We start from the raw sequence: 25,903 nt of genomic DNA on the forward strand, positions 1-25,903 counted from the left end.
TTGGTCAATCCTAAGCACTTTAAAAACTGGTTTACAAGCTGCTGCTACTGTACTTCATAAACCTGGAATACGCTGTAAATACGGTGGGGCACACCGGAATTCACGCTGGGGGACAGACCGATCTCTACTCGCTGGTGGTGACAAAACAGAGATAAGTTCGACTGGATGATCCAAGAATCCCTGCGCCTTCATGTCAGGGAGTGTCAACCTATTTGCGATCGCAACTTCCCCGTTTCCAATTCCGTCTCAAAAGCCGCCCGCACCTTTTCCCACTCCGCTTGGGCTTCCAACAGGCGATCGCGCGCCGTACTCACATCAAAAACCTGTTCCCCTCCAGACTCAACCGCCGCGCGACCCATATACTCCAACTCCTTGCAAACAGCAGAAAAAGACACGGCTCCTAAATTGGCGCTGCTCGACTTCAGCGTGTGAGAAGCCAGCTTCAAACTATCAGCATCGCCCAGAAAAATAGCCTCCTTAATAGTTTCTAAATGTTGCGGTGCGTCAACCAAATATATCTTAATCAGCTCCCCCAAAAAATCGGGGTCTTCATCATCATCTAGCTCGCGGAGATTTTGCAAAATATGAAAATCAATCGGCGAATCGGCTCCCGGTTGAACGCTCGAAGATGCCGCAGTATCACTGTCAATGTCATCAGAAATATCTTGATTGTTTTCCTCTGTTACCGCATCCAATTCATCCCGAATCAGAGGTGAACACTTGCTCAAGGCGATCGCCAACTCTTCCCGGCGTACCGGCTTAGTAATATAATCGTCCATACCTGCTTCCAGACACTTTTCGCGATCGCCCTGCATCGCATTAGCAGTCATCGCAATAATTCTCGGCTTCTTGTTAGCCGGCCATTCCTGACAAATGCGGCGCGTCGCTTCCAACCCATCCATGTTCGGCATCTGCACATCCATCAGCACAACATCGTAAGATTGCCGCTTCAGCGCCTCCAAAACCTCCAACCCATTACCCGCAATATCAGCCCGATATCCTATCCTGTCGAGTAAATGCGTAGCAACTTTTTGATTCACCACATTGTCCTCAGCCAGCAAAATCCGAATCTGACTAGAATTAGTTCCATCCTGTCCGGCAGAATTCGTCGCCACCTGCCTCAAAACAGCAGGCGTCCGCTGCACGCGGTGTTGTTCTTGAGAATTTTCAAAATACTTCAATCCCGAAGTCAAAGTCACCACATTTGAAGCTTCTCCCCTACCGCTTCTGCCAGTAACATATCCAAAAACTTGCAGCAACACATTATAAAACTGGGACTGTTTTAAAGGCTTAGTTAAGAAAGCCGAAAAATGTACTTCGGTAGTTTCAAGTTTTTTCCAAACTTCCGCCTTACTTAAATAAGTAAACAGCACCAAAGGTAGTGCTATTTTGCGAGGGTTTTTAACGCTGACATTCGGATTTAGACCCTCGTCGCCAGAGAAATTGCTCAGCTCAAATTTCCGAATCTCCACAGCCAAAGCCACACCGTCCATATCTGGTAGATTCATCGCCAAAATAGCTAAATCGAGCGGCGAGTTTCCTTTGATGATTTCCAAAGCCTCAGCACCCGAAGTTACAGCCACGGGTATCATTCCCCAAGACTCTGCCTGACGGATCAAAACTTGCCGGTTAATGGCATGATGCTCAACAATTAACAAGCGCTTACCAGCGGCAAATTCGGGCCTTTTTTCCTCAGCCCGGATGTCATTCGCTTCCGCAGTCACCGTGAAATAAAAAATCGAACCCGAACCCGACATCGACGGCGGAGTAAATTCTGCAGGCGACCTTCCAGCGATACTTTGTCCGATCGCAGAAACTCCCGGATGAGACTTAGAACTCCCCGGACTTACCTGGCTGACGACCCACATTGTACCGCCCATCATATCGCTCAAACGCTGGCTGATAGCCAGTCCCAAACCCGTCCCGCCGTAATGTCGCGTTGTCGAAGCATCCACCTGCGAAAAAGCTTTAAACAGGCGATCCATCCGGTCTGGCGGAATGCCAATTCCTGTATCTTGGACAGCAAATTGAATCTCGTATTGTTTGCTACGTGCCAACTCTCCCTGGTTAATTACTAGCAGTTGTGGCGCTAGAATATTAATTTTATCGGGCGAACTGTTAGCAGCTACCGGTTCAATTTCCCTAGCCGTACAGCACACCACAATTTCTCCAGATTCTGTAAACTTAACTGCATTGCCCAGGAGATTTACCAAAATTTGGCGCAGCCTGGTCACATCTCCTAAAATGTTTTTCGGAACAGAATCATCAATAAAGTAAGCCAGCTCTAAACCTTTTTCTGAGGCTCTCGGCGCCAGTAATTCCAGAGATTCTTCTATACAGTTTTGCAGCTCGAAGGGGCTGCGTTCCAAATCCAATTTCCCCGATTCAATCTTGGAAAAGTCGAGAATATCGTTAATAATAGTCAGCAAAGCATCGCCGCTGGTACGAATTGTCTCCACAAAATCCCGCTGTTCAGGAGTTAGTTCCATATCCAGCAGCAAGCCAGTCATCCCGATGACCGCATTCATCGGAGTGCGGATTTCGTGACTCATAGTCGCTAAAAATTCGCTCTTCGCTCTATTAGCAACTTCCGCCGCTTGTCGCGCTTGCTCCAAAGCTTCATTTTGCTCGGCTAACTGTCGCTGTCGCTGAACTTCCGTTTCTAAAAGTTGTGCTTGAGCTAAGGTAATTCCGACTTGCGCGGCAACATCTTCTAACAGTTCAATTTCGTCTGGAGTCCACTGGCGAGTTGCATCGCACTGGTGCAAAGTAATAATTCCATTCGGTTCTCCTTGATAGGAAGTGCGAACAGACAACATAGATTTTAATCCGATGCGGCGGCACATCGGCCCCGAAGATTCGAGCAAAGGATCGGCAAACACATCGGGAGATGCCAGGGCTATATCTTCAGCGAGGAGTTTTTCTGTGTAGGGGTTATAAGTGACAGAAAGTTCTAAATCTAAAGCCGATTCGTGACCGGGTTCTAAGTATTCCGCGACGCAAGGAAGATGGGGATAAGGTTCGGAAAGATAGGTGTGAATTGTACAGCGATTGACACCAAATACGCGGCCGATTTGGGTGGCGGTAGTTTGAAAAATTTCTTGAGTGTCTAAGGTCGATCGCACTTTTTGAGTAATTTGTTTGAGTAGTAAAACGCGCTGGTACTGACGTTGCAAAGTTCGCTCTCGCTCTTCGCGGGCAATTTCTGCGCCGATGTAATTGCCCATCAACTTTAAAATTTCAAAATTCAGCGGTTTAAAAGGAGATTTAGTGGTGCGGGAAGTAAAGCTCAAAGTACCATAAACTCGCCCTTGCACTATTACCCTCGTGCCCACAAAAGCCTCCAACTTGCGGACACTGTAAGCGGGGTGGTTGCGCCACTGAGTAGTGCCGGCTGATTCGACAGAAATAGGTTCGCTCGATCGCAAAACCTCTCGCTCAAAGGTTCTGCTCAAAGCAAAACCGTCTCCTTTAGCAAATCCAAAGGGAAAATCTTCCGGTACATAAGCCGCAATCACTTCGTAGCGATCGCCCAAAACCCTGCCCAACAGCCCGATATCCATCCCAAACTGACTACAGCCCATTGCCAGCAACCGCATCGTTCGCTCGTCAAAAGAGCCTTCCGAGCTCACCATTACCTCGTAGAGCGATCGAATTGCCCGCTCGCTTTCCCGCAGTTCCTCAACTCCTTCGAGGCGGTTGTAGACATCGTGCAAAGTCCCGAAAATTCCCGCTATTTCGCCTTGGGAATTCCGGCGGACTTGGGCAAATAGTTCCACGGAAACAAAGCCGGAATTACTGTGAATTCCCAAGGAGTTTTTCTCCGAAACCGACTTAGACTTAAATCGCAGTTCTCGCCGTTCAAATTCCGACTTCCCGGACAGCAAAGACTCCAATAAATTTGTACATTGCTCGCGCTCATCTGGATGCACCCACTCTAAAAAATTAGTTTGCAAACTTTCGGAAACCGCATAATTAGTAATTTCCGTCCAAGCGCGGTTGAGGAATTTCCAAACCCCCGCCGCATCTATGTGGAAAATTACTGTTGCTTTCAAAGAGTCAAATAGATGGAATTGTTCTCGATCTTGCTCCCGGTTTTTGACTTCAAACTGCTTGTTTAGAGTAATATCTGTATGAGTTCCTACTACCCGCAGCGGTTTGCCAGTAACGCTGCGTAAAACTTGACCCCGGTTCAGCACCCACACAGTGCTGCCGTCTTTACAGTACATCCGATATTCTGCTGCAAAATCCGGTGTCTTTTGGGCGAAGTGTTCTTCTAAAGCTGCCTTTACCGAGTCAATATCATCTCGGTGGATGCGACTCCACCATTCCGATCGGCGATTCGAGATTTCCCCTTCTTGGTAGCCCAGCATTTCTTGCCAGCGCGCCGAATAAAAAAACTCATCTGTTTCGAGATTCCAGTCCCAAATTCCCTGATTGTTGACTGCAGGGGGGAGATTTGGCCTCTCTACGAAACTGTGGTGAGAAATTTCAGCCATCTCGTGGCTATTTGCTGCTGTCCGGTGTATTTCTGCTGAGAGTTTTTTGTATTGAGCGTTGCTAGATTCTAGCTGGCGCTGCAAAGCGATTAAGCCAGAATGCAGAGATTTTGAATCCAGCGCTTGTAAAAGGATAGTTTTAGGATTGATAATCCCGATCGGGTGATTTGTTTCGTTGATGACTAATAAAGGCAACTGGCAGTAGTATTTTTGCAGCAGCGCGACTGCTGCTTCGAGGCTAGAGTGCGATCGCACCAGTGGCGGCGAACTGCTGCAAATCGCTCCCGCTTTAATTTTGTTAGAGTCTCTTCCCAGGGCCTGCAACTGCACGATATCCCGCGAACTTACCACCCCAACCAGTTTGTGAATGTTGGGATTTGTAAATTTGGAATTGTGAGCCCCACCAGTCGAGTGTTGATCGGGGGTTTCAGTGATTAATACATAACTAACATTGTGTCTAAACATCAGTTGCGCCAAATAGCGAACCGAAGAATTAGCAGGAGCGTGAATTATTCGTGAAGCTGCTATTTGAGGGATTTGATAAAGTTTAATTAAACTTGCAGGTAGCTCTACTTTCTGATGCACAATTGGCAGCGGCGGAGGGAACGCGAAAGCCGCAGGTGGCGAAGCGCTGCTAATTGCTTTTGGTGTCGATCCCCCAATTCCCTGCAACAAAAGCACCAAGCTTTGAGAGCTAATTAAACCGACAAGTTCTTCAGCCTCGCTGACGACGGGCAAATGGCTGATCTGATTTTTATCCAGCAGATTTGCTAAGGCAAAAAAGTCGGGAATTTCCGATTCTCGGGCTACAGTTACGGTTCTGATCATGATTTGCTCGATCGCAAATCCGCTCAAAGCAGCGCCGATCGAATTTAGCTGTACGACATCTCGCGTTGTAAAAATCCCCAGCACTGTCTGGCCGCCCGCATAGGGAGCTTTTGAGCCGTTGAGAGGCCGCCCGTTGCCTCCTGCGTGTACCGCACGCGGTATGCCGTTGTAGAAACCCGACTGTTCCCGCAATTGTGGGGAAGTCCCGTTCGTGAGATTTCCGAATTGAGAATTCCCGCGCGGTTCTACCACGAGGACGTAACTGGCTCCTGTGCTACTCATCAGCTCGATCGCCTTTTCTATGGGCGTCTCAGGGGTGACGGTGAGGGGATTGCGGTTGATGACCTGACTGAGGGAGGGAATAAACATCAGGGGGCATAAAAGTGATATTTGTTGGAAAAACCCGATCGCGAGCAGCAGGTTGATTGAGAGGCTTTACCCGCGAGATTTCCCAGCGCCCTCAAAGTTTCTGTACGATGAGACTCACCCATACTTCCAGCATCTTGGCATTTAAAATTAATTCCGTGCCATATCCTGATAATTGACGGCTTCTGACTTTCAGAACCAATGCTATCTGCCAGAGGGCGGACATGAAGGCTGGCGGGCAATTCCTCGCTTAGCATAACTGCTGCGGGTTTACGAGCAAGAATTTCTGCGATTGTCTAGACTGCACCCTACTTTCTCGCCCTCAACCGAATTCTCGCTCGCATTCTGTTTGAGGCAAGATACCTGCACGCTACCAATTTACCAGCGACAGGAGGGGAATCACAACATGACATTTAGGTATTGCAACTGTGCAATTAGGGGTTCGAGGGTTCAAGGGTTCCAGGGCTCCAGGGCCAAACAGGCAGAAAATAAATAATTCTGAGCATAACTAATTCTATCTTATCCCAATTATGACCCAGAGGATTTGAGCTTCAATTCTGGCGATCGAACTTGATGAGAATAGCGCTGTTCCCCGCCAGTGCAAAACTCGCATTGCCGCCCTTGAGCCTTAAACTACCAACAACCTCATCCATTGTTTTAGAACTGAACTCCCGCACCGTGCCATTACCAGTTTTTATCAGCTCCGAAATATCAGCCTTAACAGTGTAAGATGTTGCTCGATCGTTGACAACCAGCAAGTAAACATTCTTGCTAGCATCAAGAGTTGCAACTGCCATTAAATCCGAACTATTAGTGATAGGAAAAAAGGTAGCTTTCCCGCCCTGCAAAGCCCTAATTCCCATCCGCAAAGCATAGTAGCCTGCGCGCCGTTTTCCCCCGTCCCCTAGCAAACCTTCCGCCCCTGCAGGCTTGCCCCAGTCGTACAAACAGAATATGTGACTGCCGTCAATATAATTATCCCCCGGTTGAGAACCTCGAATCAAATTCTTAATCAAATTTAAAGCTAAAGATAAATCGCCGTAGCTCATGTTGTAAGTTCCCCATTCTCCTACCCAAAGCTGCGAGTTAGCGCGGACAGTACCGTTCATCCAGCCGCGAACTTTGCGGGTGTAGTTAGAAATATCTGCATCGTAGTTGTGGACATTGACTGTATCGAAATAATTCGGTATTTCTTGCAAAGCACTAGCCGGCCAATTGCTGCCGCCTATGGTTTTCGGGCCGTGGATGCGGTAAGTGCGATCGGGCAAATAAGTTTTATAAACAAAGTCGATCGCATCTTTTGCCACCTTAACCAATTCAAAATAGTCAGCCCTAGTCCCGCCCCAACCCCGATCGCGATTGTCCGGTTCGTTGTGAATTTCCCAATCATCAACGCGGTAATCATTGCGAACATTCAGCCAATAAACTTTAGCCAAAACCTATTCCCACCACTCGTTCCAATCTTCTTTTGTGCGTGGCGGATTCAGTTGCAGCGCCCAACTCGGATTCCAGCTATTATCAACATTCCGAATACTCACAACCGAGCCAATATTTGCTTGTTTGAGACTATTAAAAATAGTTTTGGCATTGCGCCCAACTTTACCAGGTTTTCCCGACCACCAATAATCGCTACCCTGGGGCGGATGAGTCATAATCTGATCCCAATGCGCCCAATTAATTATATTTGGATTTGTCTTAAGCTGTCACGCATTTAAATTGCATATTCAGGGCGGGCTTTCTGGCCCAACCCCTACTCCCCACAAAGCTTAGATTATTTTTTGACATTCAATTTAAATGCACAACAGCTTAACTTGGGATATTTCGGGCCAGCCGTATTTACCATCATTTTCAGATTCCCATCGAGACATCCCGCCGTAAATGCGGTAGGTATTAATTCCCAAATCTGGCAAATCTTGGATGTCGAAATTGATATTGCCCTAGACGGCACCGATGTAGCGAGTGCTGACACCCGCAGCATTGCCGGAAATTTTAATTGTTTCGATGTTTTGAACAAAAATTGCCGTTGGGCTGTACAACTCAAGGCTGAGGGCGATTAAAATGGCGATGGTAAAATTCCGAATAATTCTTTTTGAGAACACTGGGTTAATCACTCATGACAAACTGCCTAATACCTACTGACTAATTAACTTCAAGCGACGCTGAAGTTCCCCCGCCGCCGTAGCAATTACGACCGCCAAAATCGGGTGCAGCGGCTGGCTGTAGCGAACTTCTGCATAAGTGAGCGCATGAATCACAGTAAAATAGGCACAGACTAGCAACAGCGGCAAAAACTCCCGCCAGCGATGCCGCAAAACTATCATGCCCAAAGCAGCAAATACAGGCAAATTTCGCACCGCTAAAATGCCGACTATCCGTGGCGGCGAAAAGAATAGCCGCATTGCCTTCACATTAAACAGATCCTGATAAGGCAAGTCACTTATAGGGTTTCCCAACCAGAAAAAAACTGCCTTTTGCACACAATACCAGAGATAGACAGCAGGCTCGCGGAGGATGGAAGCGATCGCCCGTTTGGTAAAATAGCGATCGCCCTCAATTGTAAAAGCATTGTGTCCCCCATTCCGAGCCGGATTTAGTTCTTCCTCCCAAATCTGAACAATATGGCGTTTTGGCAGTTTTTCATAAGCCAAATGATAAAACTCTGGACTTCCTTGCCACAGCAGCGCCGTAGAAACGCTGTAAATCAAAAAAGTTTTGTGCGTTCGATAATTGTGGTAAGTCCAAGGTGCAGTAATGATGATAATTGCGCCCAAATAAGCAAGAAACAAAGCAATCTTGCGCTTAAAATGCCATTGGCGCGGCATCAATAGTGGCACAATTGCTGGAAGCAACATCCCTGTCGGGCGACAAAGATTCGTAATTGCCAACAGCGCACCTGCTAATGAAAAATTTTGCCACTGCGGCTGTTCCAATGCCCGCAACAGGCCCAGCACTGTTAAAAGTATTAAAGGCGTGTATAAAACCTCTGTTTGCAGCCGGCTGACATGATGAATGAGGGAGGGATTTATCGCAACTAATCCAGCCGCTACTAAGGAACTTTGAGGGCCAGTAAAACGCCGTGCCAGGATAAAAGTTAGCGGGATGATTGTCGCCCCCAAAAAAGCTTGTACGTAGACTACAGATGCGGGAGAACGACCAAAAATTGCATAGCATCCAGCTATAAAAAAGGGATAAACAGGCGTCCTGCCTGGCCTCTCAAAAAAATAACCGTTCAGCAGATCGTATGCGAAACGTTCATAGCCCGGTTCGTCGCCTCTGAGACGGGCGGGGGTATCGGGGAGAGTTTGGTTGGTGCGCCACGCCAAATAAAGGCGCAATGCCAGTCCCAGCAGCGTCAGACAAATGAGGGCCGAGACAATTATGCGGTGATTTCTTTGCTGCTGCGCTGCCAAGATGTCTGGTGTCATAAAAACTGACTGCGAAGATTTGATTGGCTTGCTCCCCATTTTTTAGGTTGGGAATGTCAAAAATTATATCATTTCACCTTCCATCTTTTTGGAGAAGAGATGTTTTTTTACCACAGATTATATTTAATGTGAACGGGCGAGCAGAACGCCTTACGGAACAGCCATACATCGCGCGATGGAATTGGTCAAAGAACACAACCCGAAACTTTCGCCCGCCATCAATCGCACCTGGATTGACTCGCTGGGACGTGCGGAGGCGATCACAATTTACCGCATTCACCCCAGCGAAATGAGCGGGCGCACGACGGAGGGCATCAGCAGTCGGTGAATATCTATGCTGGCATGGGAATAATAATTTTCTGAGTGAATCGCGATCGTCCTACTCGCAGGCTCAGTAGCATTCCGATCAAACTGGATATGATATTAAATGAACTTACTTGCCAAAAAATCTCTCATGTACCGATTCACTAACTGCGGCTGTTCCTGCTGCACCCAGTGGCTGCAATTAGGAATGTAGTGAATCTGAAAATCCCGCACGTAATCTGCGGTTCCATAGGTTAACTCTTTGCCGAGGGCGGCATCATTTTCTCCCCAAATCATCAGCGTGGGAACTTCCAGAACCCTCCAATTCGGGCGATCGAGAAATCCGCGAGCAATATTGCGGTAATAATTGATAGTAGCCGTCAGAGCGCCCCGTTTGGCAGCCGCATCTTTGTAAGCTTCGATATCTGAGGGGCTAAAGGTGCTTTTGTCAACCGCCATACCTTCCAAAGCAGCCGAAATTGCCTGATAGTCGCCCAATTGAATTAACAACTCCGGCAAAACTGGCAACTGAAACAAAAAGATGTACCAACTTTTCAACAATTGTTGGGGAGTGCGTAGCCCTTCAGCAAACTTGGCCGGATGGGGTAGATTCATCACAATTAATTTATCCACCATTTGGGGATAAGCATAAGCAAAATTCCAGGCGATCGCGCCTCCCCAGTCGTGACCAACTAACACGCAACTTTCGTATCCCAAACCCTGAATAATGCCCTTGACATCTTGCACAAACTCTGCCATCACGTAAGCAGATTGATCGTGAGGTTTGTCGCTGTCGTTGTAACCCCTGAGATCCACAGCGACGACTTTATAATCTGATGCAAATTCCGGGATTTGATGCCGCCAAGAATACCAAAATTCAGGAAATCCGTGCAGCATCAGCATCAGCGGCCCAGAACCTTGAGTGACATAGTGCAGTTTAATGCCGTTCGTAGCGATAAATTCGTGTTTCCAAGCAGCTTCTAGCACAGACATATTTGATGCTTCCTCTAGCTATCGAGATATCCTAGCAGTTCCTCTCTTTAAGAGGAACCAACTTTAGGCATATCTAGCAATTCTCCCAGCACTTGTAAACTCTTCCTTTTCTCTTCATTTGTGAAACAGGCGTCCCGTCGATGCTTCTTCGCGCAAAAAAAGCCGTAGCACGGCCGAGGACCCGACGCCATCGCCCGTTTGCCAAAAAGATTGCTATCTCTGTCAAAATAATAGTATAATGTTGCTGCCATCCAGACAACTGTTAAGCCAAAAATTACTCATTTTCGATCGCGCGAAAATCCCGAAGCGCAATAATTTGAGGTGTTGTGAAGGTGCAAGTTCAAGAATTAAGATCGGGCGAGTGTACTAGGAATTAAAGGAGTTAATACTATGTCGGGCGATCGGCTGCAAAACATTGTTAACCGCTTGACAGATCGTCTAAAGCGCGATGTATTAGTTGAAAAATCCCTCTACGACATCCGAGAAGTTTTGCAGAGTGATCGCGCCGTACTCTACTATTTTTACAGACAGTGGCAAGGTCGAGTGACTTACGAGATGTTGAGTGCGATCGAACTCTCAATCTTGGGTTCAACAGGGCCAGACGAGTGTTTTAACGACGAATACGCTGCTTTGTACGAAGCCGGCAGAGTTAAAGCAATTGCAGATATTGAAGTAGAACCAATTAACCCATGCCACCGAGATTTTCTGCGTAGCCTGAAAGTTCGCGCCAATTTAGTCGTGCCAATTTTAACGAACAAAGGACTGTGGGGGCTGTTAATTGCTCATCAGTGCACCGGGCCCCGCACTTGGTTGCGATCGGACATTGAATTCATGCAGCAACAAGCACAATATATGGCAATGTCTCCCACAATTCAAGATAGTTAATTATTTGATTTAGTCTAACTTCTACAAATTATTAAAAACGATATTTGTAGGGAAACGGCAATGTCATTTCCGGCGCGGGGAGTCGGAAACGGCATTGCCATGTCCCTACTATTAACTAACGGCTACAGCCTCCCCTAAAGGATGCTGCTGCAAAACCGCTTGCAAATATTTCCCAGTATAAGACCTCTGATTTGCCGCCACATCCTCCGGCGTCCCCGCCACAATAATCTCGCCGCCCTTATCTCCCCCTTCAGGCCCCATAACATCGACTTAGCATGGATCTCAGCTATTGGTTGAGATTGAATAAGGTTTTATAGTAACTAGATCCCGAAACGGGAGCAAGAAGCGCTTGAAGAGATTCCAACTCTTTTCTAAAACTAAGCCTAACGGCACAGGTCAGCCGCAGCTAATAACATCTTGAACTAAACGAAAAGCTCAAATAGTCGGCTGCACCGCATTGTTATGCCGCGATCGCTATGTAAGGTCTGTGAGATCGAGAAAAAGTCTTTTGGCTTTCCAAGGTGCATCTAATGGAGGGTTTACAAGGTCAGGACCCTCCGACCAAAAGTTATACAAGGCCTTATAAAGTTCGATTCGGTTCATCAGGACTACAATGTTCTGTTGATGCTGTGGAGGAAGTACTCGATATTTTGCCCAAATTTGTAGAATATGATTTGCAAGAGCTTTTGAACATATGAACCACTCTCCTATCTTCCGGTGGTCAGAGAATTGGCTGTGACGTTTACGCTCTAATTTTCTATCGCCTGGTTCAAGGGCATGAAGAATTAACCGATCCGATGTGCCTGTCTGTAACTGGCGTACTCTCTTCTCTGGATGTTTTGAAAAGCCTATCTTTACACGAAGCCCCATGTAAGGATGAGATTCGATAATGGGTGAACCTACCCAGTCATGGGGTACGGCAACAATATAGTAAATACTGTCTGCTTGACCATGAATTACATTTTGTGACCAACGAAACCATGTTTCGGCATCTTCATAAGCCCGATCTTGGTTATCGAACCCATCGCTCTTGTATAGCTCCTGGTTGCTTTCATCAAAAACCTGTGCATGAAAGTGACCTTTTTTACAAAGCTGCACCTGGATTTGGTACTTCATTCTCTTTAAGCTTTGAGAAATACACTTGAACTATTTTCCTGCTTCCATCTTAAATAATACAAACAGGCAATAGGATAAATTTGCCCCATCATTATATACAAAACTTATCCCTCAACACCCACCGACAAGTCTGAAGAACTGCCCTCACTGATAACCTCAAGCAGCCCAAGTTATAATTGTATAGCAGTTGCGGTACAATACCCACTGTAATCGAATAATACCGCGTTTGATACCAAACAGTACTTACGCACTCCGACGCTCATCACCTTTGCTTTTTACCGAATCGGTCGGCTACAACGCCTCTTTTTGTAAAAAACTCGGTTTCTAGGCCCCTGTGCGTAAGTCCTACCAAATTTAATTAACTAACGGCTACAGCCTCCCCCAAAGGATGCTGCTGCAAAACCGCTTGCAAATACTTCCCAGTATAAGACCTCTGATTTGCCGCCACATCCTCCGGCGTTCCCGCCACAATAATCTCGCCGCCCTTATCTCCCCCTTCGGGCCCCAAATCGATCGCCCAATCGCAGCACCGAATCACATCTAAATTGTGTTCGATTACCAAAATTGAATTACCCTTATCCACCAATCTTTGCAGCACATTTAACAAATGGTGAACATCATAAAACGACAAACCAGTCGTCGGTTCATCGATCAAATAAAGCGTCTTCCCAGTAGCGCGGCGCGACAGTTCCGTTGCCAATTTTACCCGCTGCGCTTCGCCCCCAGAAAGCGTCGGCGCCGGCTGTCCCAACTGAATGTAACCTAAACCAACATCAACCAAAGTTTGCAGTCTGACGCCCGCCCTGGGAATATTTTTAAACATCTCCAAAGATTCCTCTACAGTCATGTTCAAAACATCAGAAATCGACTTGCCTTTATACTTCACTTGCAGTGTTTCCCGGTTGTACCGTGCACCTTTGCAAACCTCGCACTGCACGTAAACATCCGGCAGAAAATTCATCGAAATCACGTTCACGCCTTGGCCGCCGCAAGCTTCGCACCTTCCTCCTTTGACGTTAAAAGAAAACTGCCCCGCTTTGTAACCTCTTGTCTTCGCTTCAATGCTTTCGGCAAACAAATCGCGAATCACATCAAAGACTCCCGTGTAAGTAGCGGGATTAGAACGCGGAGTGCGGCCGATGGGAGATTGATCGATGACAATTACCTTATCAATCACATCCTCTAGAGAGCGTTCGCCTTTAGTTTTGAGGGCGTCCATATCGGGTGGTAAAGGCACTTTTTTTGTGATATAGTGTTGCAGCGACGGGTACAGCAATTCATTAATTAAAGTTGATTTTCCCGAACCGGAAACCCCCGTCACGCAGACGAGTTTTCCGAGGGGAATTTCGACATCGATATTTTTTAAATTGTTGCGCGTTGCATTTATAATTGAGAGAGCTTTGCCGTTGCCTTTTCTCCTTTCATTAGGCGTTTCAATTACTCGCTTTCCCGACAAATAAGCCCCGGTCAAAGATTCTTCGGCCGCCAGCAAATTTTCTAAACTTCCTTGCGATATAATTTTGCCGCCGTGCACGCCGGCACCGGGCCCGATATCGACAATGTGGTCGGCCGCTCGCATGGTTTCTTCATCGTGTTCTACTACAATCAAAGTATTGCCTAAATCGCGCAATTTTGTTAAGGTTTGCAGCAGGCGAAAGTTGTCTCTTTGATGCAGTCCGATGCTGGGTTCGTCCAAAACGTAGAGCACTCCTGTCAAACCAGAACCGATTTGAGTTGCCAGTCGAATTCGCTGCGCTTCTCCGCCAGAAAGCGTCATGGCTGCGCGGTCTAAAGTCAGGTAATCTAACCCGACATCGAGCAAAAATTGCAGCCTTGCTTTGATTTCTCTCAGGGCTAAATCGGATATTTGAAATTGCCGATCGCTCAATCCCAAATTATTTACTCGTTCGCGACAGTCGCGAATCGAAATACTGGTTAAATCCACAATTCCGTACTGTCCCAACCGCACCGAAAGCGCCTCGGTTTTCAAGCGCTTGCCGTGACAAACCTCGCAAGAGCGATCGATCCGATACTGTTCCAGCTTCTGCTTGATCAAATCAGAACCAGTATCGTCGTACTGGCGTTGCAACATGGCAATCACGCCATTAAAATCTCTCCTAAAATCAGTGCTGCCGTCGCGCTTTTTACCTTCGGCGGTGCGCTTGGACTCATTGCCGTACAAAATTACCTGCTGGTGTTCGGGCTTTAATCGATACCAAGGAGTGTCGATATCAAACCCGCAAGTATCCGCAATACTGCAAAGCAAAGAGAGATAATAGGAATTGTCTTTGTCTGACCAAGGCGCGATCGCACAATAAAGAGGTGCTTTCTCATCGGGAACTACCAACTCCGGCGCAAAAGTCCGCAAACTCCCCAAACCGTGACAGTTTGGGCAAGCACCGTAGGGCGAATTAAACGAAAATAACCGGGGGGAAAGTTCTTCCATTACTGCGCCGTGTTCGGGACAAGCAAAGTTTTCGGAAAATACCATCGGCCCCTGTGGTTGAGAATTTTCTTCAGTCGGTAACTCTTCAATTATCGCAATTCCCTCTGAATGGCGCAAACAAGTTGCCAGAGAATCAACTAAACGTTCTTCTAAACCGGGTTTTTTAATTAACCGATCGACAACTATCTCGATATTGTGCGTATGATTTTTATCTAATTCGATATTTTCCGAAAGTTCTAAAATTTCTCCGTTAACTTTGACGCGAATAAATCCTTCCGCAGCTAAACTCGACAATAATTTGCGGTGAGTGCCTTTTTTTCCGCGCACAACTGGTGCCAGAAGGTGAAAGCGAGTGCCGTCTGGAAGTGCCATGACTCGATCGCACATTTCATCAATTGTCTGCGGCGCAATGCAGCGATCGCAAATCGGACAGTGCGGTTCGCCGGCTCTGCCGTAGAGCAATCTGAGATAATCGTAAATTTCTGTAACAGTGCCAACAGTCGATCGCGGGTTATGAGAAGTTGACTTTTGGTCGATCGAAATAGCCGGACTCAAGCCTTCGATCGCGTCCACATCCGGTTTGTCCAACTGTCCCAAAAACTGGCGCGCGTAGGCGCTGAGAGACTCGACGTAGCGGCGCTGGCCCTCGGCAAAAATTGTATCGAAAGCCAGGGAAGACTTACCAGAACCGGAGACGCCAGTAAAAACGATCAGGCGATCGCGCGGCAGTTCCAGATCGATATTTTTCAGGTTGTGCTGTCTCGCACCGCGAACCCGAATCGTATTTTGGTTGTTTGAGTGAGAATTCGTCACATTATGCCCGTTGCGGGATGCACTTGGCTGGCTGTTTGAGGTTTCGGCGCGTTGGGACATGAGAGTAGTGCAAAATAGTGCTTAACCATCTTAGCGCTGCCGATCGAATAGCTGGCATCCAAACTCAAGAATATCAAAGAATAGTCAAATAAGTTTCCGTCGGCCCGTCGGGCAAAACCTTCAATCTTTGATTTTTCAAATCTATTTCAATTCCCAGCGCTTCCATCGGAATCACGCCTAAAAGTGGCGTTTTCCCCTCTGGCAATTCCAAACACTCAAAAGTCCCTTCGCGGCCGCACAGGGAAATCGAAGCATCCCGAAAAATCCTCGCCTCACTAATACCCGTTGCAGTCTCAACAACCACTTGCTTGAGAATTTTCAAACCCAGTCTGGCAATGACATCTTTAGGCAAACACAAAGTTGTCGCGCCCGTATCCACCAAAACATTTTCTAGAGTAACAGACCTGACTTGCTCGATGGGAATCAGATTATCTTCTGCTTTCCCTTCATCCAGCCGATTCGTAATTACTAGGGTTGTGATAACTTTTCCCATTGGAGTTTCCGTAGTTGTTTCCATTACGATCAAATTATCATAAATTGCTGCTTTAATTTTAGCACATAGTTCCACATATTTTAGGGCAATACGGTTCATTTAAAACTGTTTATTCCCCGGAGATCCCCCTAAATCCCCCTTAAGAAGGGGAGTAGGGGTTGACTTTGAGTAAGTTCTTGTCCCCCCCTTCGTAGGGGCGGTGCGACCCCTACTCCCCGTGCCCGCCCTTGGCTAGGGGGGATCGGGCTTAACTGAAGCCTATTGTATTGTAGGGCGATGCACTCCCCATTCGGCACCGCCCACCTGACGAATAGCTCTAGCTAAATCATCAAATTATTGCACCCCAATAAATTTGTGAGTTTGCAAAGATAGCCTGTAACTAGGATTTTGTTTCAGAAGTTCCAAAATAATGGGAATTGCGGATTTTTTTGACTTCCATTCTGGTTGCAAGAACACCGGAATATTCACATTATTTTCCAAATGCTTGTGATAAAATTCAACTTCTTCGCCAGTGCTAACCACTAACTTAATTTCATTTGCTCTCGTCCAAAAAAGCTCTTGCACCGGATATTTAGGATTGACGTGTTCCTTCGGAGAAAGAGTAATCCAAGCCTGCGGGGAAACATCCTGCCAGCAAGCACCCGAAGTTTCAATACTCACCTGCTTGTCAGCTTCTAACAAAGCTTCAACTAACTCAGGCAAATCCCGGTGAATGAAAGGTTCGCCACCAGTAATGACAACTCTCGGAGACTGCAATTGAGCGAGCAATTGGGCGATCGACTGCGGCACAGACGGCAAACCTTTGCCCCCATTTGCGTAGCCTGTGTCGCACCAAGGACACCCCACAGGGCAACCTGCCAATCTAATAAAATCAACTAAAGTCCCCGTCCAGTAACCTTCGCCTTGAACGGTACACTGAAAAGTTTCGTGAATTGGTAATTTTACCTGTAAATTAGACACCCGAAGTTACACCTCTGATTAACTAAAAAATACATCATTCTGTAGAGTGCGCCCAGCGCACCTTACTCTATAATTTTGAGTTTATAGGGTGCGCCCCGCACACCTTAGTCTATATATAAAACTGACTTGTATATTCTTGAATAATTAGCAGTTTGTGGCAATTTTAAAATGAACCGCAAACCGCAAACAACTCTTTAATTATGCTGTTCCGGTTCCATCATAGTAGCCCAACGGCGTTTCAAGGCCAAAGTCAGTCCGTCAGCAATGGGGACAACACTGAGAGTAACTCTGGGATCGTTACGCAATTTGTCGTTGAAACTACGAATGGCGAGGGTGCTTTCGTCTTGTACTTGAGGATCGGCAACTCGTCCAGACCACAGAACATTGTCAATTACAATTAAACCGCCATTGCGTACAAGTTGCAGCGATCGCTCAAAATAAGCCTCATAATTTTCTTTATCGGCGTCGATGAAGGCAAAATCAAAGGTTCCAGCTTGTCCCTCGGCTATTAGTTTGTCGAGAGTATTTATTGCTGGGCCTAACTGCAAAGAAATCTTATTAGCCACGCCCGCCGCTTCCCAATAGCGTCGTGCGATCGTAGTATATTCCTCGCTGACATCGCAGGCAATAATTTGACCGTTAGGAGGCAGCGCTAAAGCTACGCAAAGCGAGCTATAACCAGTAAAAACGCCAATTTCTAAGGTTTTGGTCGCTCCCATAAGCTGCACCATGAGCTCCATAAACTGACCTTGTTCGGGAGCAATCTGCATCATCCCCATAGGATGCTTAGCAGTTTCTTCCCGTAGTGAAGCGAGAATATCGGGTTCCCGCAGAGAAATAGATAACAGATAATCGTAAAGTTTATGTTCTAGGCCAAGAGTTGAGTTCGTCATCGGTTTGTCCTTGCTGCTGACTTTTGATTTGAGATTGTAGACGCCCTGTTAATGGAAATCGCAGAATGTAGAGTTAATTTTGGCATCTATTTTGCTGTGGCTGATGGCAGGTTGCAGTAGCAGTGTGTCGGTTACACAGAGGCCACTTGCAAAACGCACACTCTACTTCCAAATCAGTTTATCTCAGCTACAGGTGATTTAGCATATCTGGAAAATAAAAATGGATAGAGGGAGTGTTTTGAGATTCCTGGTTTTCTAGCACCGTGTAACGCCGTTAGTGATACCAGTTCAAAAAATGAATGCAACTGTAGACAATCTGCAAACCCATACATAATCAGCCATTCCCCATCTCAAATCTCAAATCTCAAATGGTATGAGTTGGGGAGAATGTGACTTCATCCTGATTACTAAGGAATGAGAATTAAATAACTTCCACTCTTGAAAGTGGGATAGGCGTCCCGCCCGTCCTTTTTGGACGGGCGGGACGCCCATCCCACAATAACAACTAAAATTGTAAGTTATTTAATTCGCGCTCCTAACTAGATGAACTGCGAAAAACATAAGTATGTCATTGCCAGTGAAATGAAGCAATCCCAAAGGTTGTGATTCGTTTACATTTTGTTACAGTGTCATTTTTTTTGTGCCCCTCTACTTAATCGTCAATGAGTAATTCTTGAGGGCTTATATCATGTCCGATCGATTATCCCTAATACGGTAGGGGCGGGTTCACGAACAATATCTGCCAATAATTGACAATCTCAAAAACCCGCCCTTTTAATCGATCCCAAACCAAAAAACCGTTTCCTTTAACTATTATGGATGGGTTCAAGCCCGTGTATGTTGCTGGAACAAACCAGGCGTCTGGAAACCCTTGTCTCCCGGAGGATTATTAATCACTAATAAACTGGGTTCAATAGGACGATTTCTTAACTGTCACACATTATGAATCCATACCTAAACAACCTACCCCAAATCTCCACTACCTTGCAGGATTGAGGTAGAGCAAGTATTTGTGGGAAAAAACAGGTTTATCGCAACCCTTGCCCAGCACTTTTACTCATAACTAATGAACCGGGATTAATAGGACGCTCACTTAACTGTCACAGTTTATTACTCCAGACCTAAACCACCTACCCACAATCAAAACAACATTCTACCAAGGCGATCGCTATGTATTACACTTTCGCAGGTTTTGGTGCCGCCACAGGCATATTTTTGCTGCTAGTTTTTGCCATTCTGCAATGGCTGCACGTCTCCGCCGGCAGTTTTATTGATTGGATAATTGCCATTGCTATTTTTGAATGGCTGTTGTTGATAGTTACAGTTCCCTGGAATATCCATTTTGAAGCTAAAGAAGTTTTAGCACAAGCCGCAGAATCGACTAAAAAAAACATTGCTGTCGATCAGGAACAAGTCAAATACGTTACTGTATTAGTTAGCCGATCGCTCTTTGTGGCGATCGCACTTCACCTGTTTAGCGCGATCGCACTTTACGCCCTAGCCGCCGCCGGAATTAGTGCTATTGGCTATCTCAGTTCCGCTGCTGCACTGCTGTTAACTGTACTGCGTCCAGCTATCCGAGGTTATCAGTATTTAGCCCAACGGCTGACAACTATCCGCCGCCAATTTTTGTACCCCCGTGAAGATATTGTCGAACTCCGCAGCCGCTTTGCAGTATTAGAATCTACAGTTAAAGATTTAAGCAATCAATTAAGTTCAGACAATCCGACTTCGCGGGTGGCTGTCCAAAATCGGGAACGGGAAGCTATCAGAAGAGAATTAACTACTTTATCCGCATCTCTACAATCTTTGCAAGTAACAAATCAGGCAGAACACACTAAACTGAGAAGAGATGCAGAAAGTGCGATCGCCCAACTCACCGATGACGGACAATTTCTCAACCACGTCCGCGAAATCATCCGCTTCTTTAAAGAATCGTAAAGTCAGTTGATAGTTGACTGTTGACAGTTGTCTGTTGACAGTTGACTGTTGACAGTTGTCTGTTGTCATTAGTTACCAATGCCCGATGCCCGATGCCCAATTCCCAATTCCCAATCTTTAGATAGATGCCAAATAGTCGCAAATAGTGAAAATTTTAATAAAAACAGAATTTTCTCACTCTTGAGGAAGACTCAATAAAGGTATTTTCCCTAACCGCAATTTTTCGCAAACTATAACCAAAGATAGTTTGTGAATGAGCTAGCTTGGGATTAATATTTAAACATAAGCCAAAGACCTTTTTGAAAAGATAACTCAGGAATAAATCATGACTAATCGCCAACCAATACCCCCCAAAGAAGAAGTTAGCAAATCAACACCGGCCGACGAACAAATCGAAGCCAATATGGAAGCCCCCCACTACGACAGGGGCATTACTCCTGCGGAGACAGCAGCGCGGCAAGACCGCGAAGGCGCTAACTTCATGCACACAACCACCGAAGCGAAGCAGAAAAGTGCAAAAACTGATGACCAAACCGATGACGAAAGCATTCACACCACAGATGGTTATACAGTAGACCGAGAAGGCCTGGTTAACAATTACGCGGTCGAACCGGAAATGTACATCAACGAACCGGGCGATTTGAGAGCAAAAGAAGAAGCCGAAGCTGCAGAACGCGCTCGAATTCTCGCAGAAATCAAAGATAAAAAAGGCGAAGAAGGAAAACTGACAATGGATGCAGATACCCGCGGCAAAGGGCCGGGCATTATCTAGATTGTGTGGTTGGTAGTTGCGTTTCAGCGCGCGAGGTTGCAACTGCAAAGCACAGGGGCGGGTTTTTATAGTTCCGGCAATTATCGATCGATATTTCCGGTAAAACCCGCCCCTATTTTGTTTTCCACATCTGTTTTTTGAGTTGAGACTTTACATCGTACATCTTGCACCAATATCAATAATCCTTTTTTGGGCTGGGTCTCCTGCCCGACCCCTACTCCTCACAATAAAACTCATTCTTTGTGGAACAGGCAGGAAACCCTTTTCTTGAGAATGGTGCAAGATGTGAGTTACATCTGAGATATTGCACCATTCTCAATTACTTGTTTAGGAACAGGCAAGATGCCTGTTCCACAAGAGATGAATTTTATTGTGGAACAGGCATCTTGCCTGTTCTTCAGAATGGTGCAAGATGTGAGTTACATCGTACACCTCTCAATTACCGTATCAATCGGCCAGTTTTCAGACCCAGCTCAAAAACGCCTTAAAATTACTCAAGCTTTAACATTTTCCCTCAGCCAATTAAACTTAGCCTCAGCTAGCGCCAAATTTTCCAGAACGTTAGGATTGATATCCTCGCGTTCAAATTCTGGTTGATCTAATTCAATATTGCGACCATATTCTATATGTCGGATCGTACCGCGCATCCTATCTGCCAGACACAGTGAAATGCCATAATAAAACCGGGAAGCAAAGCCCATATCGTTTTGAAGTTTGATTACTAACTGCCGCCTAGGAATTGCCAGCAAGTGAGTTTCTTCGATCGCCTTTACCGTTGCTAAAGGAGGGCGAGCGTCAATGAAAGAGACTTCTCCCACCAGTTCTCCGCTGGCTATTTTAGCGAGCTCTCTAGTCCGCTCAGCCTCGATTAAAACGCTCAAACTCCCCTTCAAAACAATGTATAGCGCATCTATCTGTCTCCCTTCCTGGATCAAAATCCCACCCGGATATAGAACTTCCTTTTTGCCTTTTTGAACGATCCAGTTGATATCGTCATTATTTAACTGGCTCAAAATAAAAAGTGCTTTTTTTCTGCTGCTGTCGGCCATAAGTTTTAGCTCTCGATCGCTTCTTCTTTATATAAAATTTAGATGGGCGCGATCGCAACTTCTTCCGAAGCAGTCCTCGCTGAATACAGTTTTTTTATCCTGCCTAACTTCTTCGCAAAACCCCTATCGAGCAGGCTTTGCCCATAGCAAATGAATCACACTGAATCATAATCTCTAAATACTAGCATTTGTTAAACAATCTTCTTTAACTCGATCGACCTCCCCAACATCCCGCGAAATTCGCGTCTCAAAAGCAATTGGGTTCACCCGCCCAGCTTGGCGGCGGGATGGGGCGCGGTAGACAATGCTCCGCGCCCAGTCTTGCTCACTAAATCGATCGCAAATCAGGATAGCCGGCCAACATATCGTCAGCAGTCAGAGTGTCCCCGTTGGCTTGAGGAGTCCACAGCACCTCAACCGCCAGCAACTGCTCGCTCGATACTCCCCCAATCTGACGCAAAGCTTGGCGCAAATCTTCAGAGTTTTTCACTGCTGGCAATTGCAATTTGCCTTGAGTACCCACAATCACCGTCACCACAATAAATTCCCCAGGATCTGAATTCACATCAGAAGCCACCAGCGCCCCATTTTCCTGCAAACCTGGCAGGATATTGCTGCTCCCTGCTTGCCGGAGCTGATTGTTATAATTCGAGAGCGTTTCTTCAGTAAATTTACTGCGTTCTGCCAAAGAAAGTTGATTAAACTTAGCTTCGGCTGCTTCCAAGCGAGTTTGCACAGATTCAGCGCCCGCGTAAACCCAGTATTCAGGATGCCGCAGCAGCGCCAGAGTAGATTCTTGCAGCACTTGAGCGCGACCTGTCGCTGTATCGGTATCCGCTTTTCGCGCTAGGGAGTCGAGTTCGGCTTGCAAACCACGGGCCTCTGCTAGCAAACCAACTTGCAAGCGGGCGACAGATACAGTGGTAGTAGGGGCACTGTTGCCCAGTTCGTCAGTTCCGCCCCCGGCGCGGCGGAAGCTTTGGACGAGGAAATTAGCGATCGAAATAAAAATCAAAATCGAGAATAGGCCACCAAACCCGCCCCCAAAGCCAAAAAACGGCAGTAAGAACGGGAAACCGAAGCCGCCGCCAAAGCCGCCACCATAGCCGCCGGGGTAGTAGCCTCCTCCCGACGGCGCGTAAGTGCGACTAGGAGACGAGTAACTGCGCGCCGGAGCACTAAAAGATCCGCCGCCGATGCGTCCGCCGCTGCGGGCAGCCAGAGCTCCGTCAGCGTTACCGAGGGCTAGCGTCAGTACCAGACCGATCGCAAATAGTGATTTCAAAAGCGGTTTCATCTTTGAAATTAGTTGCTTGTACATAAGACCGTTACTATTCGATACATTTATAATTTACAGTCTATCCTCGCTTCTGGGCAGCCTGGTTATAGGTGTGAAGCCAGCGAGATATCCGTACCAACCGAGCCCACCACAGTTATGCCTGAGTCTGCAAACGAGAAAAGCTAGAAAGGACTTGCATTCCGATGCGGAGAACAATAGACCTCTGGAATAATTATTGTGGAACAGGCATCTTGCCTGTTCAAGACTTGATTTTCACTTCTAGGTCTAATCGACATCGCGGGTTTTACAGAAGTTTACTTATGTAAAGGGCGATCGGCCAACAATAAGCTCTAGACTTTTAAAGAAACGCCGCGAGTCCTCAAAAACAGGGCTTTATCTACCGTAAAAAAAACATTATGTTTCCAACTCACCGCCCCCGCCGCCTCCGCAACCATCCCCAACTCCGCCGGATGGTACGCGAAAATATCTTGACCACCAGCGATTTAATTTACCCCCTATTTGCCGTACCGGGGGAAGCTTTTGCCAAAGAAGTCACATCGATGCCGGGAGTTTACCAGCTATCGGTAGACAAAATAGTAGAAGAAGCAAAAGAAGTCTACGACCTCGGCATTCCGGCTATTATTTTATTCGGCATTCCCGCAGACAAAGATACAGACGCGACAGGTGCTTGGCACGACTGTGGCATCGTTCAACAAGCGACGGAAGCGGTTAAAAAAGCTGTACCAGATTTAATCGTCATGGTCGATACTTGTCTGTGTGAATATACCAGTCACGGTCACTGCGGCTATTTGGAAGTCGGAGATTTAAGCGGCCGCGTCTTGAACGATCCCACACTAGAATTGCTCAAGAAAACCGCAGTGGCTCAAGCTAAAGCCGGTGCAGATATTATCGCACCTTCGGGAATGATGGACGGTTTTGTCGGAGCAATTCGCGAAGGATTGGACTCCGCTGGATTTGAAGATATTCCTATCATGTCTTACGCGGCAAAATACGCCTCAGCTTATTATGGCCCATTCCGGGATGCAGCAGAGTCTGCTCCGCAATTTGGCGATCGGCGCACCTATCAAATGGACCCCGGAAACGGCCGCGAAGCTCTGAAAGAAATTGCTCTCGACATTGCCGAAGGCGCAGATATGCTCATGGTTAAACCCGCTTTAGCTTACATGGACATCATCTGGCGCGTGAAGGAAGCAACTAACCTGCCAGTTGCTGCTTACAACGTTTCTGGAGAATATGCGATGGTGAAAGCCGCCGCCCTCAACGGTTGGATAGATGAAGAAAGAGTAGTTATGGAAACTTTGACAGGATTCAAGCGTGCTGGTTGTGATTTGATTTTGACTTATCACGCCAAAGACGCCGCCCGCTGGCTGCAAAACTGATTCACTCGATTTGAGATTAGAGATTAAAGAATTGACTCCACAGCACAATATTCGGGTGTTCTTGTGGAGTCAACACCTCTCTCGATAGATGATTTTTGAGCAATTAGGCAAGACACTAGCTATAGCTTACGCTTACCGATACACGACGCCTCGAAACCGGGTTTTTACCGTTTCAGTGGGCTGTAACTGAGATATTGCACCATTCTTGTGGAACAGGCTTTCCGGCCTGTTCCACAAGAAAATTCACTCTTTGTGGAACAGGCCGAAAAGCCTGTTCATAAAAAGCTTATTGACAATGGTGCAACATTTCTGTTGTAACGAAGTATGGCTATGAAAAAACCCGGTTTCTCTGTAGACAAACTCCCAACCCCTAAAAAATCAGTCATTCCCCATCTAAAATCTCTCATCTCAAATATCAAATGGTATGAGTTATAAGTTGGGAATTTTGAGTCAAAGACTTTTTTTCAAAATTTACCCCAAAAAGTATTAATCATCACCGAAATTAGTTAGAAAATATGTATGAATAAAAATAGTTTTGTAAATGGGGAATTCAACCATTGATCGTTCCCAAGCAAAATTAACTTTCACTCGTGTAAAACAGTAAAAGTAACACAGTTGAGATACAAATTCAAGGCAGATTGAGCATGACATCAACGACTAGGGATTCCAGTCACATTCAATTTTGTATAGGTCGCGATCGCGCCGACATCGTACAGATCCAAGAACTATTTAAAGCCGCCGCCTTTTGGGCGAGGGAACGCAAGATAGAAGATTGGGAAATTGCGCTCGCCAACAGCGAACCAGTTGTTACAGTTTGGGACGGCTCACGGGCGATCGGCTTTGCCAGAGCCACCTCAGATGGCATCTATCGAGCTACCATCTGGGATGTCGCCATTCACCCGGATTACCAAGGTGCAGGACTCGGCCGTAAATTAGTGCAAACCGTCTTGAGTCACCCTCGGATGTGCCGAGTAGAGCGAGTTTACCTGATGACAACTTACAAACAAAGCTTCTACGAGCGCATCGGTTTTCAGCAAAACGCTAGCACCACAATGGTACTTGAAAATCAGCTTCTAGAAGAGAATCTCGAATTAGAAATTAGCAACGGCGAATTGCTAACTGCTAATTGTTAAATCCGCACAAAAATTGCACCAAAATCTATAATATGTAGGGTGCGTCGCAGCGCACCTTACTCCCTATAAATAATTTCCTTCTTTCATCTTCCCTCGAACCTCTTCCCGCCTCCGTTACATCTGTTAAATCCTTTGCCCTCTTTCCCACCTGCGTTACATTTCATATGTTGCACCATTCTCAATTAGCCTTTTAGGAACAGGCAAGATGCCTGTTCCACAATAAAATTCATCTCTTGTGGAACAGGCATC

The 25,903-nt window shown here is 46.5% G+C and carries 20 protein-coding genes and 1 pseudogene; 7 read left to right on the forward strand and 14 right to left on the reverse strand.

Annotation, left to right across the window (positions count from 1 at the left end):
• Positions 1 to 203 precede the first annotated feature (203 nt).
• The 4 genes from QT990_RS26040 to QT990_RS26055 all read right to left on the reverse strand — a co-directional run bounded on the left by QT990_RS26040 (position 204) and on the right by QT990_RS26055 (position 7,345).
• Positions 204 to 5,696 (reverse strand): response regulator, encoded by a 5,493-nt coding sequence (locus QT990_RS26040; RefSeq protein WP_333465925.1) that lies wholly within the window; start codon positions 5,694 to 5,696, stop codon positions 204 to 206.
• A complete protein-coding gene (locus tag QT990_RS26045) occupies positions 5,696 to 5,950 on the reverse strand; it encodes a hypothetical protein (protein WP_333144999.1) in 255 nt (84 codons plus the stop codon). Before QT990_RS26045 ends, QT990_RS26040 begins: the two co-directional genes overlap by 1 nt.
• 294 nt (positions 5,951 to 6,244) lie before the next feature.
• Positions 6,245 to 7,129 carry a hypothetical protein gene (locus QT990_RS26050; RefSeq protein ID WP_333145000.1) on the reverse strand — a complete coding sequence of 295 codons (885 nt, stop codon included), beginning with the start codon at positions 7,127 to 7,129 and terminating at the stop codon, positions 6,245 to 6,247.
• Between the two features lie 3 nt (positions 7,130 to 7,132).
• Entirely contained in the window at positions 7,133 to 7,345 is a 213-nt protein-coding gene (locus tag QT990_RS26055) for a hypothetical protein (RefSeq protein WP_333145001.1), read from the reverse strand.
• Positions 7,346 to 7,471: 126 nt separating this feature from the next.
• Between QT990_RS26055 and QT990_RS26060 the strand changes: the two genes are divergently transcribed.
• Positions 7,472 to 7,750: a hypothetical protein gene (locus QT990_RS26060; protein ID WP_333145002.1), complete on the forward strand. Its 279-nt coding sequence runs from the start codon at positions 7,472 to 7,474 to the stop codon at positions 7,748 to 7,750.
• Positions 7,751 to 7,825: 75 nt separating this feature from the next.
• Here the strand turns inward: QT990_RS26060 and QT990_RS26065 are convergent, their stop codons facing one another.
• A complete protein-coding gene (locus QT990_RS26065) occupies positions 7,826 to 9,118 on the reverse strand; it encodes a glycosyltransferase family 39 protein (RefSeq protein ID WP_333145003.1) in 1,293 nt (430 codons plus the stop codon).
• A gap of 175 nt (positions 9,119 to 9,293) precedes the next feature.
• On the opposite strand from QT990_RS26065, the gene QT990_RS26070 reads away from it, so the two are divergent.
• Positions 9,294 to 9,446 (forward strand): hypothetical protein, encoded by a 153-nt coding sequence (locus QT990_RS26070; RefSeq protein ID WP_333145004.1) that lies wholly within the window; start codon positions 9,294 to 9,296, stop codon positions 9,444 to 9,446.
• 95 nt (positions 9,447 to 9,541) lie between these two features.
• Here QT990_RS26070 and QT990_RS26075 read toward each other — a convergent pair whose 3' ends face one another.
• On the reverse strand, positions 9,542 to 10,414 hold the full coding sequence (locus QT990_RS26075) for an alpha/beta hydrolase (protein WP_333306063.1): 873 nt from the start codon (positions 10,412 to 10,414) through the stop codon (positions 9,542 to 9,544).
• A 390-nt stretch (positions 10,415 to 10,804) separates the two neighbouring features.
• Here QT990_RS26075 and QT990_RS26080 point away from each other — a divergent pair, with 390 nt between their 5' ends.
• Positions 10,805 to 11,299 (forward strand): GAF domain-containing protein, encoded by a 495-nt coding sequence (locus QT990_RS26080; protein ID WP_333465926.1) that lies wholly within the window; start codon positions 10,805 to 10,807, stop codon positions 11,297 to 11,299.
• 111 nt (positions 11,300 to 11,410) lie between these two features.
• Here QT990_RS26080 and QT990_RS26085 read toward each other — a convergent pair.
• The 6 genes and pseudogenes from QT990_RS26085 to QT990_RS26110 all read right to left on the reverse strand — a co-directional run.
• Positions 11,411 to 11,560 (reverse strand): annotated as a pseudogene (locus tag QT990_RS26085) (hypothetical protein); the annotation flags it as partial.
• A gap of 213 nt (positions 11,561 to 11,773) precedes the next feature.
• Positions 11,774 to 12,415, reverse strand: a complete 642-nt coding sequence (locus tag QT990_RS26090; protein WP_333465928.1) for a GIY-YIG nuclease family protein — start codon at positions 12,413 to 12,415, stop codon at positions 11,774 to 11,776.
• Positions 12,416 to 12,773: 358 nt separating this feature from the next.
• The gene (gene uvrA, locus QT990_RS26095; RefSeq protein ID WP_333145152.1) at positions 12,774 to 15,734 is read right to left on the reverse strand and encodes an excinuclease ABC subunit UvrA; all 2,961 of its coding nucleotides are present in this window, start codon (positions 15,732 to 15,734) and stop codon (positions 12,774 to 12,776) included.
• Positions 15,735 to 15,807: 73 nt separating this feature from the next.
• A complete protein-coding gene (locus tag QT990_RS26100) occupies positions 15,808 to 16,251 on the reverse strand; it encodes a retroviral-like aspartic protease family protein (protein ID WP_333145161.1) in 444 nt (147 codons plus the stop codon).
• A 309-nt stretch (positions 16,252 to 16,560) separates the two neighbouring features.
• The gene (locus tag QT990_RS26105; protein WP_333145151.1) at positions 16,561 to 17,187 is read right to left on the reverse strand and encodes a 7-carboxy-7-deazaguanine synthase QueE; all 627 of its coding nucleotides are present in this window, start codon (positions 17,185 to 17,187) and stop codon (positions 16,561 to 16,563) included.
• 194 nt (positions 17,188 to 17,381) lie between these two features.
• Positions 17,382 to 18,080 (reverse strand): class I SAM-dependent methyltransferase, encoded by a 699-nt coding sequence (locus QT990_RS26110; protein ID WP_333465929.1) that lies wholly within the window; start codon positions 18,078 to 18,080, stop codon positions 17,382 to 17,384.
• A gap of 1,170 nt (positions 18,081 to 19,250) precedes the next feature.
• On the opposite strand from QT990_RS26110, the gene QT990_RS26115 reads away from it, so the two are divergent.
• Together QT990_RS26115 and QT990_RS26120 are read left to right on the forward strand one after the other, a co-directional pair.
• Complete coding sequence (locus QT990_RS26115; protein WP_333145149.1) at positions 19,251 to 20,021, forward strand: hypothetical protein; 771 nt, start codon at positions 19,251 to 19,253, stop codon at positions 20,019 to 20,021.
• 325 nt (positions 20,022 to 20,346) lie between these two features.
• Positions 20,347 to 20,793, forward strand: coding sequence for a hypothetical protein (locus QT990_RS26120; protein ID WP_333145148.1), 447 nt, complete (start codon positions 20,347 to 20,349; stop codon positions 20,791 to 20,793).
• A gap of 494 nt (positions 20,794 to 21,287) precedes the next feature.
• Here the strand turns inward: QT990_RS26120 and QT990_RS26125 are convergent, their stop codons facing one another.
• Together QT990_RS26125 and QT990_RS26130 are read right to left on the reverse strand one after the other, a co-directional pair.
• A complete protein-coding gene (locus QT990_RS26125; RefSeq protein WP_333145147.1) occupies positions 21,288 to 21,842 on the reverse strand; it encodes a cyclic nucleotide-binding domain-containing protein in 555 nt (184 codons plus the stop codon).
• Positions 21,843 to 22,170: 328 nt separating this feature from the next.
• The gene (locus tag QT990_RS26130) at positions 22,171 to 23,163 is read right to left on the reverse strand and encodes a DUF1517 domain-containing protein (RefSeq protein ID WP_333465930.1); all 993 of its coding nucleotides are present in this window, start codon (positions 23,161 to 23,163) and stop codon (positions 22,171 to 22,173) included.
• A gap of 374 nt (positions 23,164 to 23,537) precedes the next feature.
• Between QT990_RS26130 and hemB the strand changes: the two genes are divergently transcribed.
• Together hemB and QT990_RS26140 are read left to right on the forward strand one after the other, a co-directional pair.
• The gene (hemB, locus tag QT990_RS26135; RefSeq protein ID WP_333107810.1) at positions 23,538 to 24,521 is read left to right on the forward strand and encodes a porphobilinogen synthase; all 984 of its coding nucleotides are present in this window, start codon (positions 23,538 to 23,540) and stop codon (positions 24,519 to 24,521) included.
• Positions 24,522 to 25,165: 644 nt separating this feature from the next.
• Positions 25,166 to 25,654: a GNAT family N-acetyltransferase gene (locus QT990_RS26140; RefSeq protein WP_333145145.1), complete on the forward strand. Its 489-nt coding sequence runs from the start codon at positions 25,166 to 25,168 to the stop codon at positions 25,652 to 25,654.
• Positions 25,655 to 25,903: the final 249 nt, after the last annotated feature.

This window comes from Microcoleus sp. T3_B1 (assembly GCF_036700445.1).
GTDB lineage: Bacteria > Cyanobacteriota > Cyanobacteriia > Cyanobacteriales > Microcoleaceae > Microcoleus.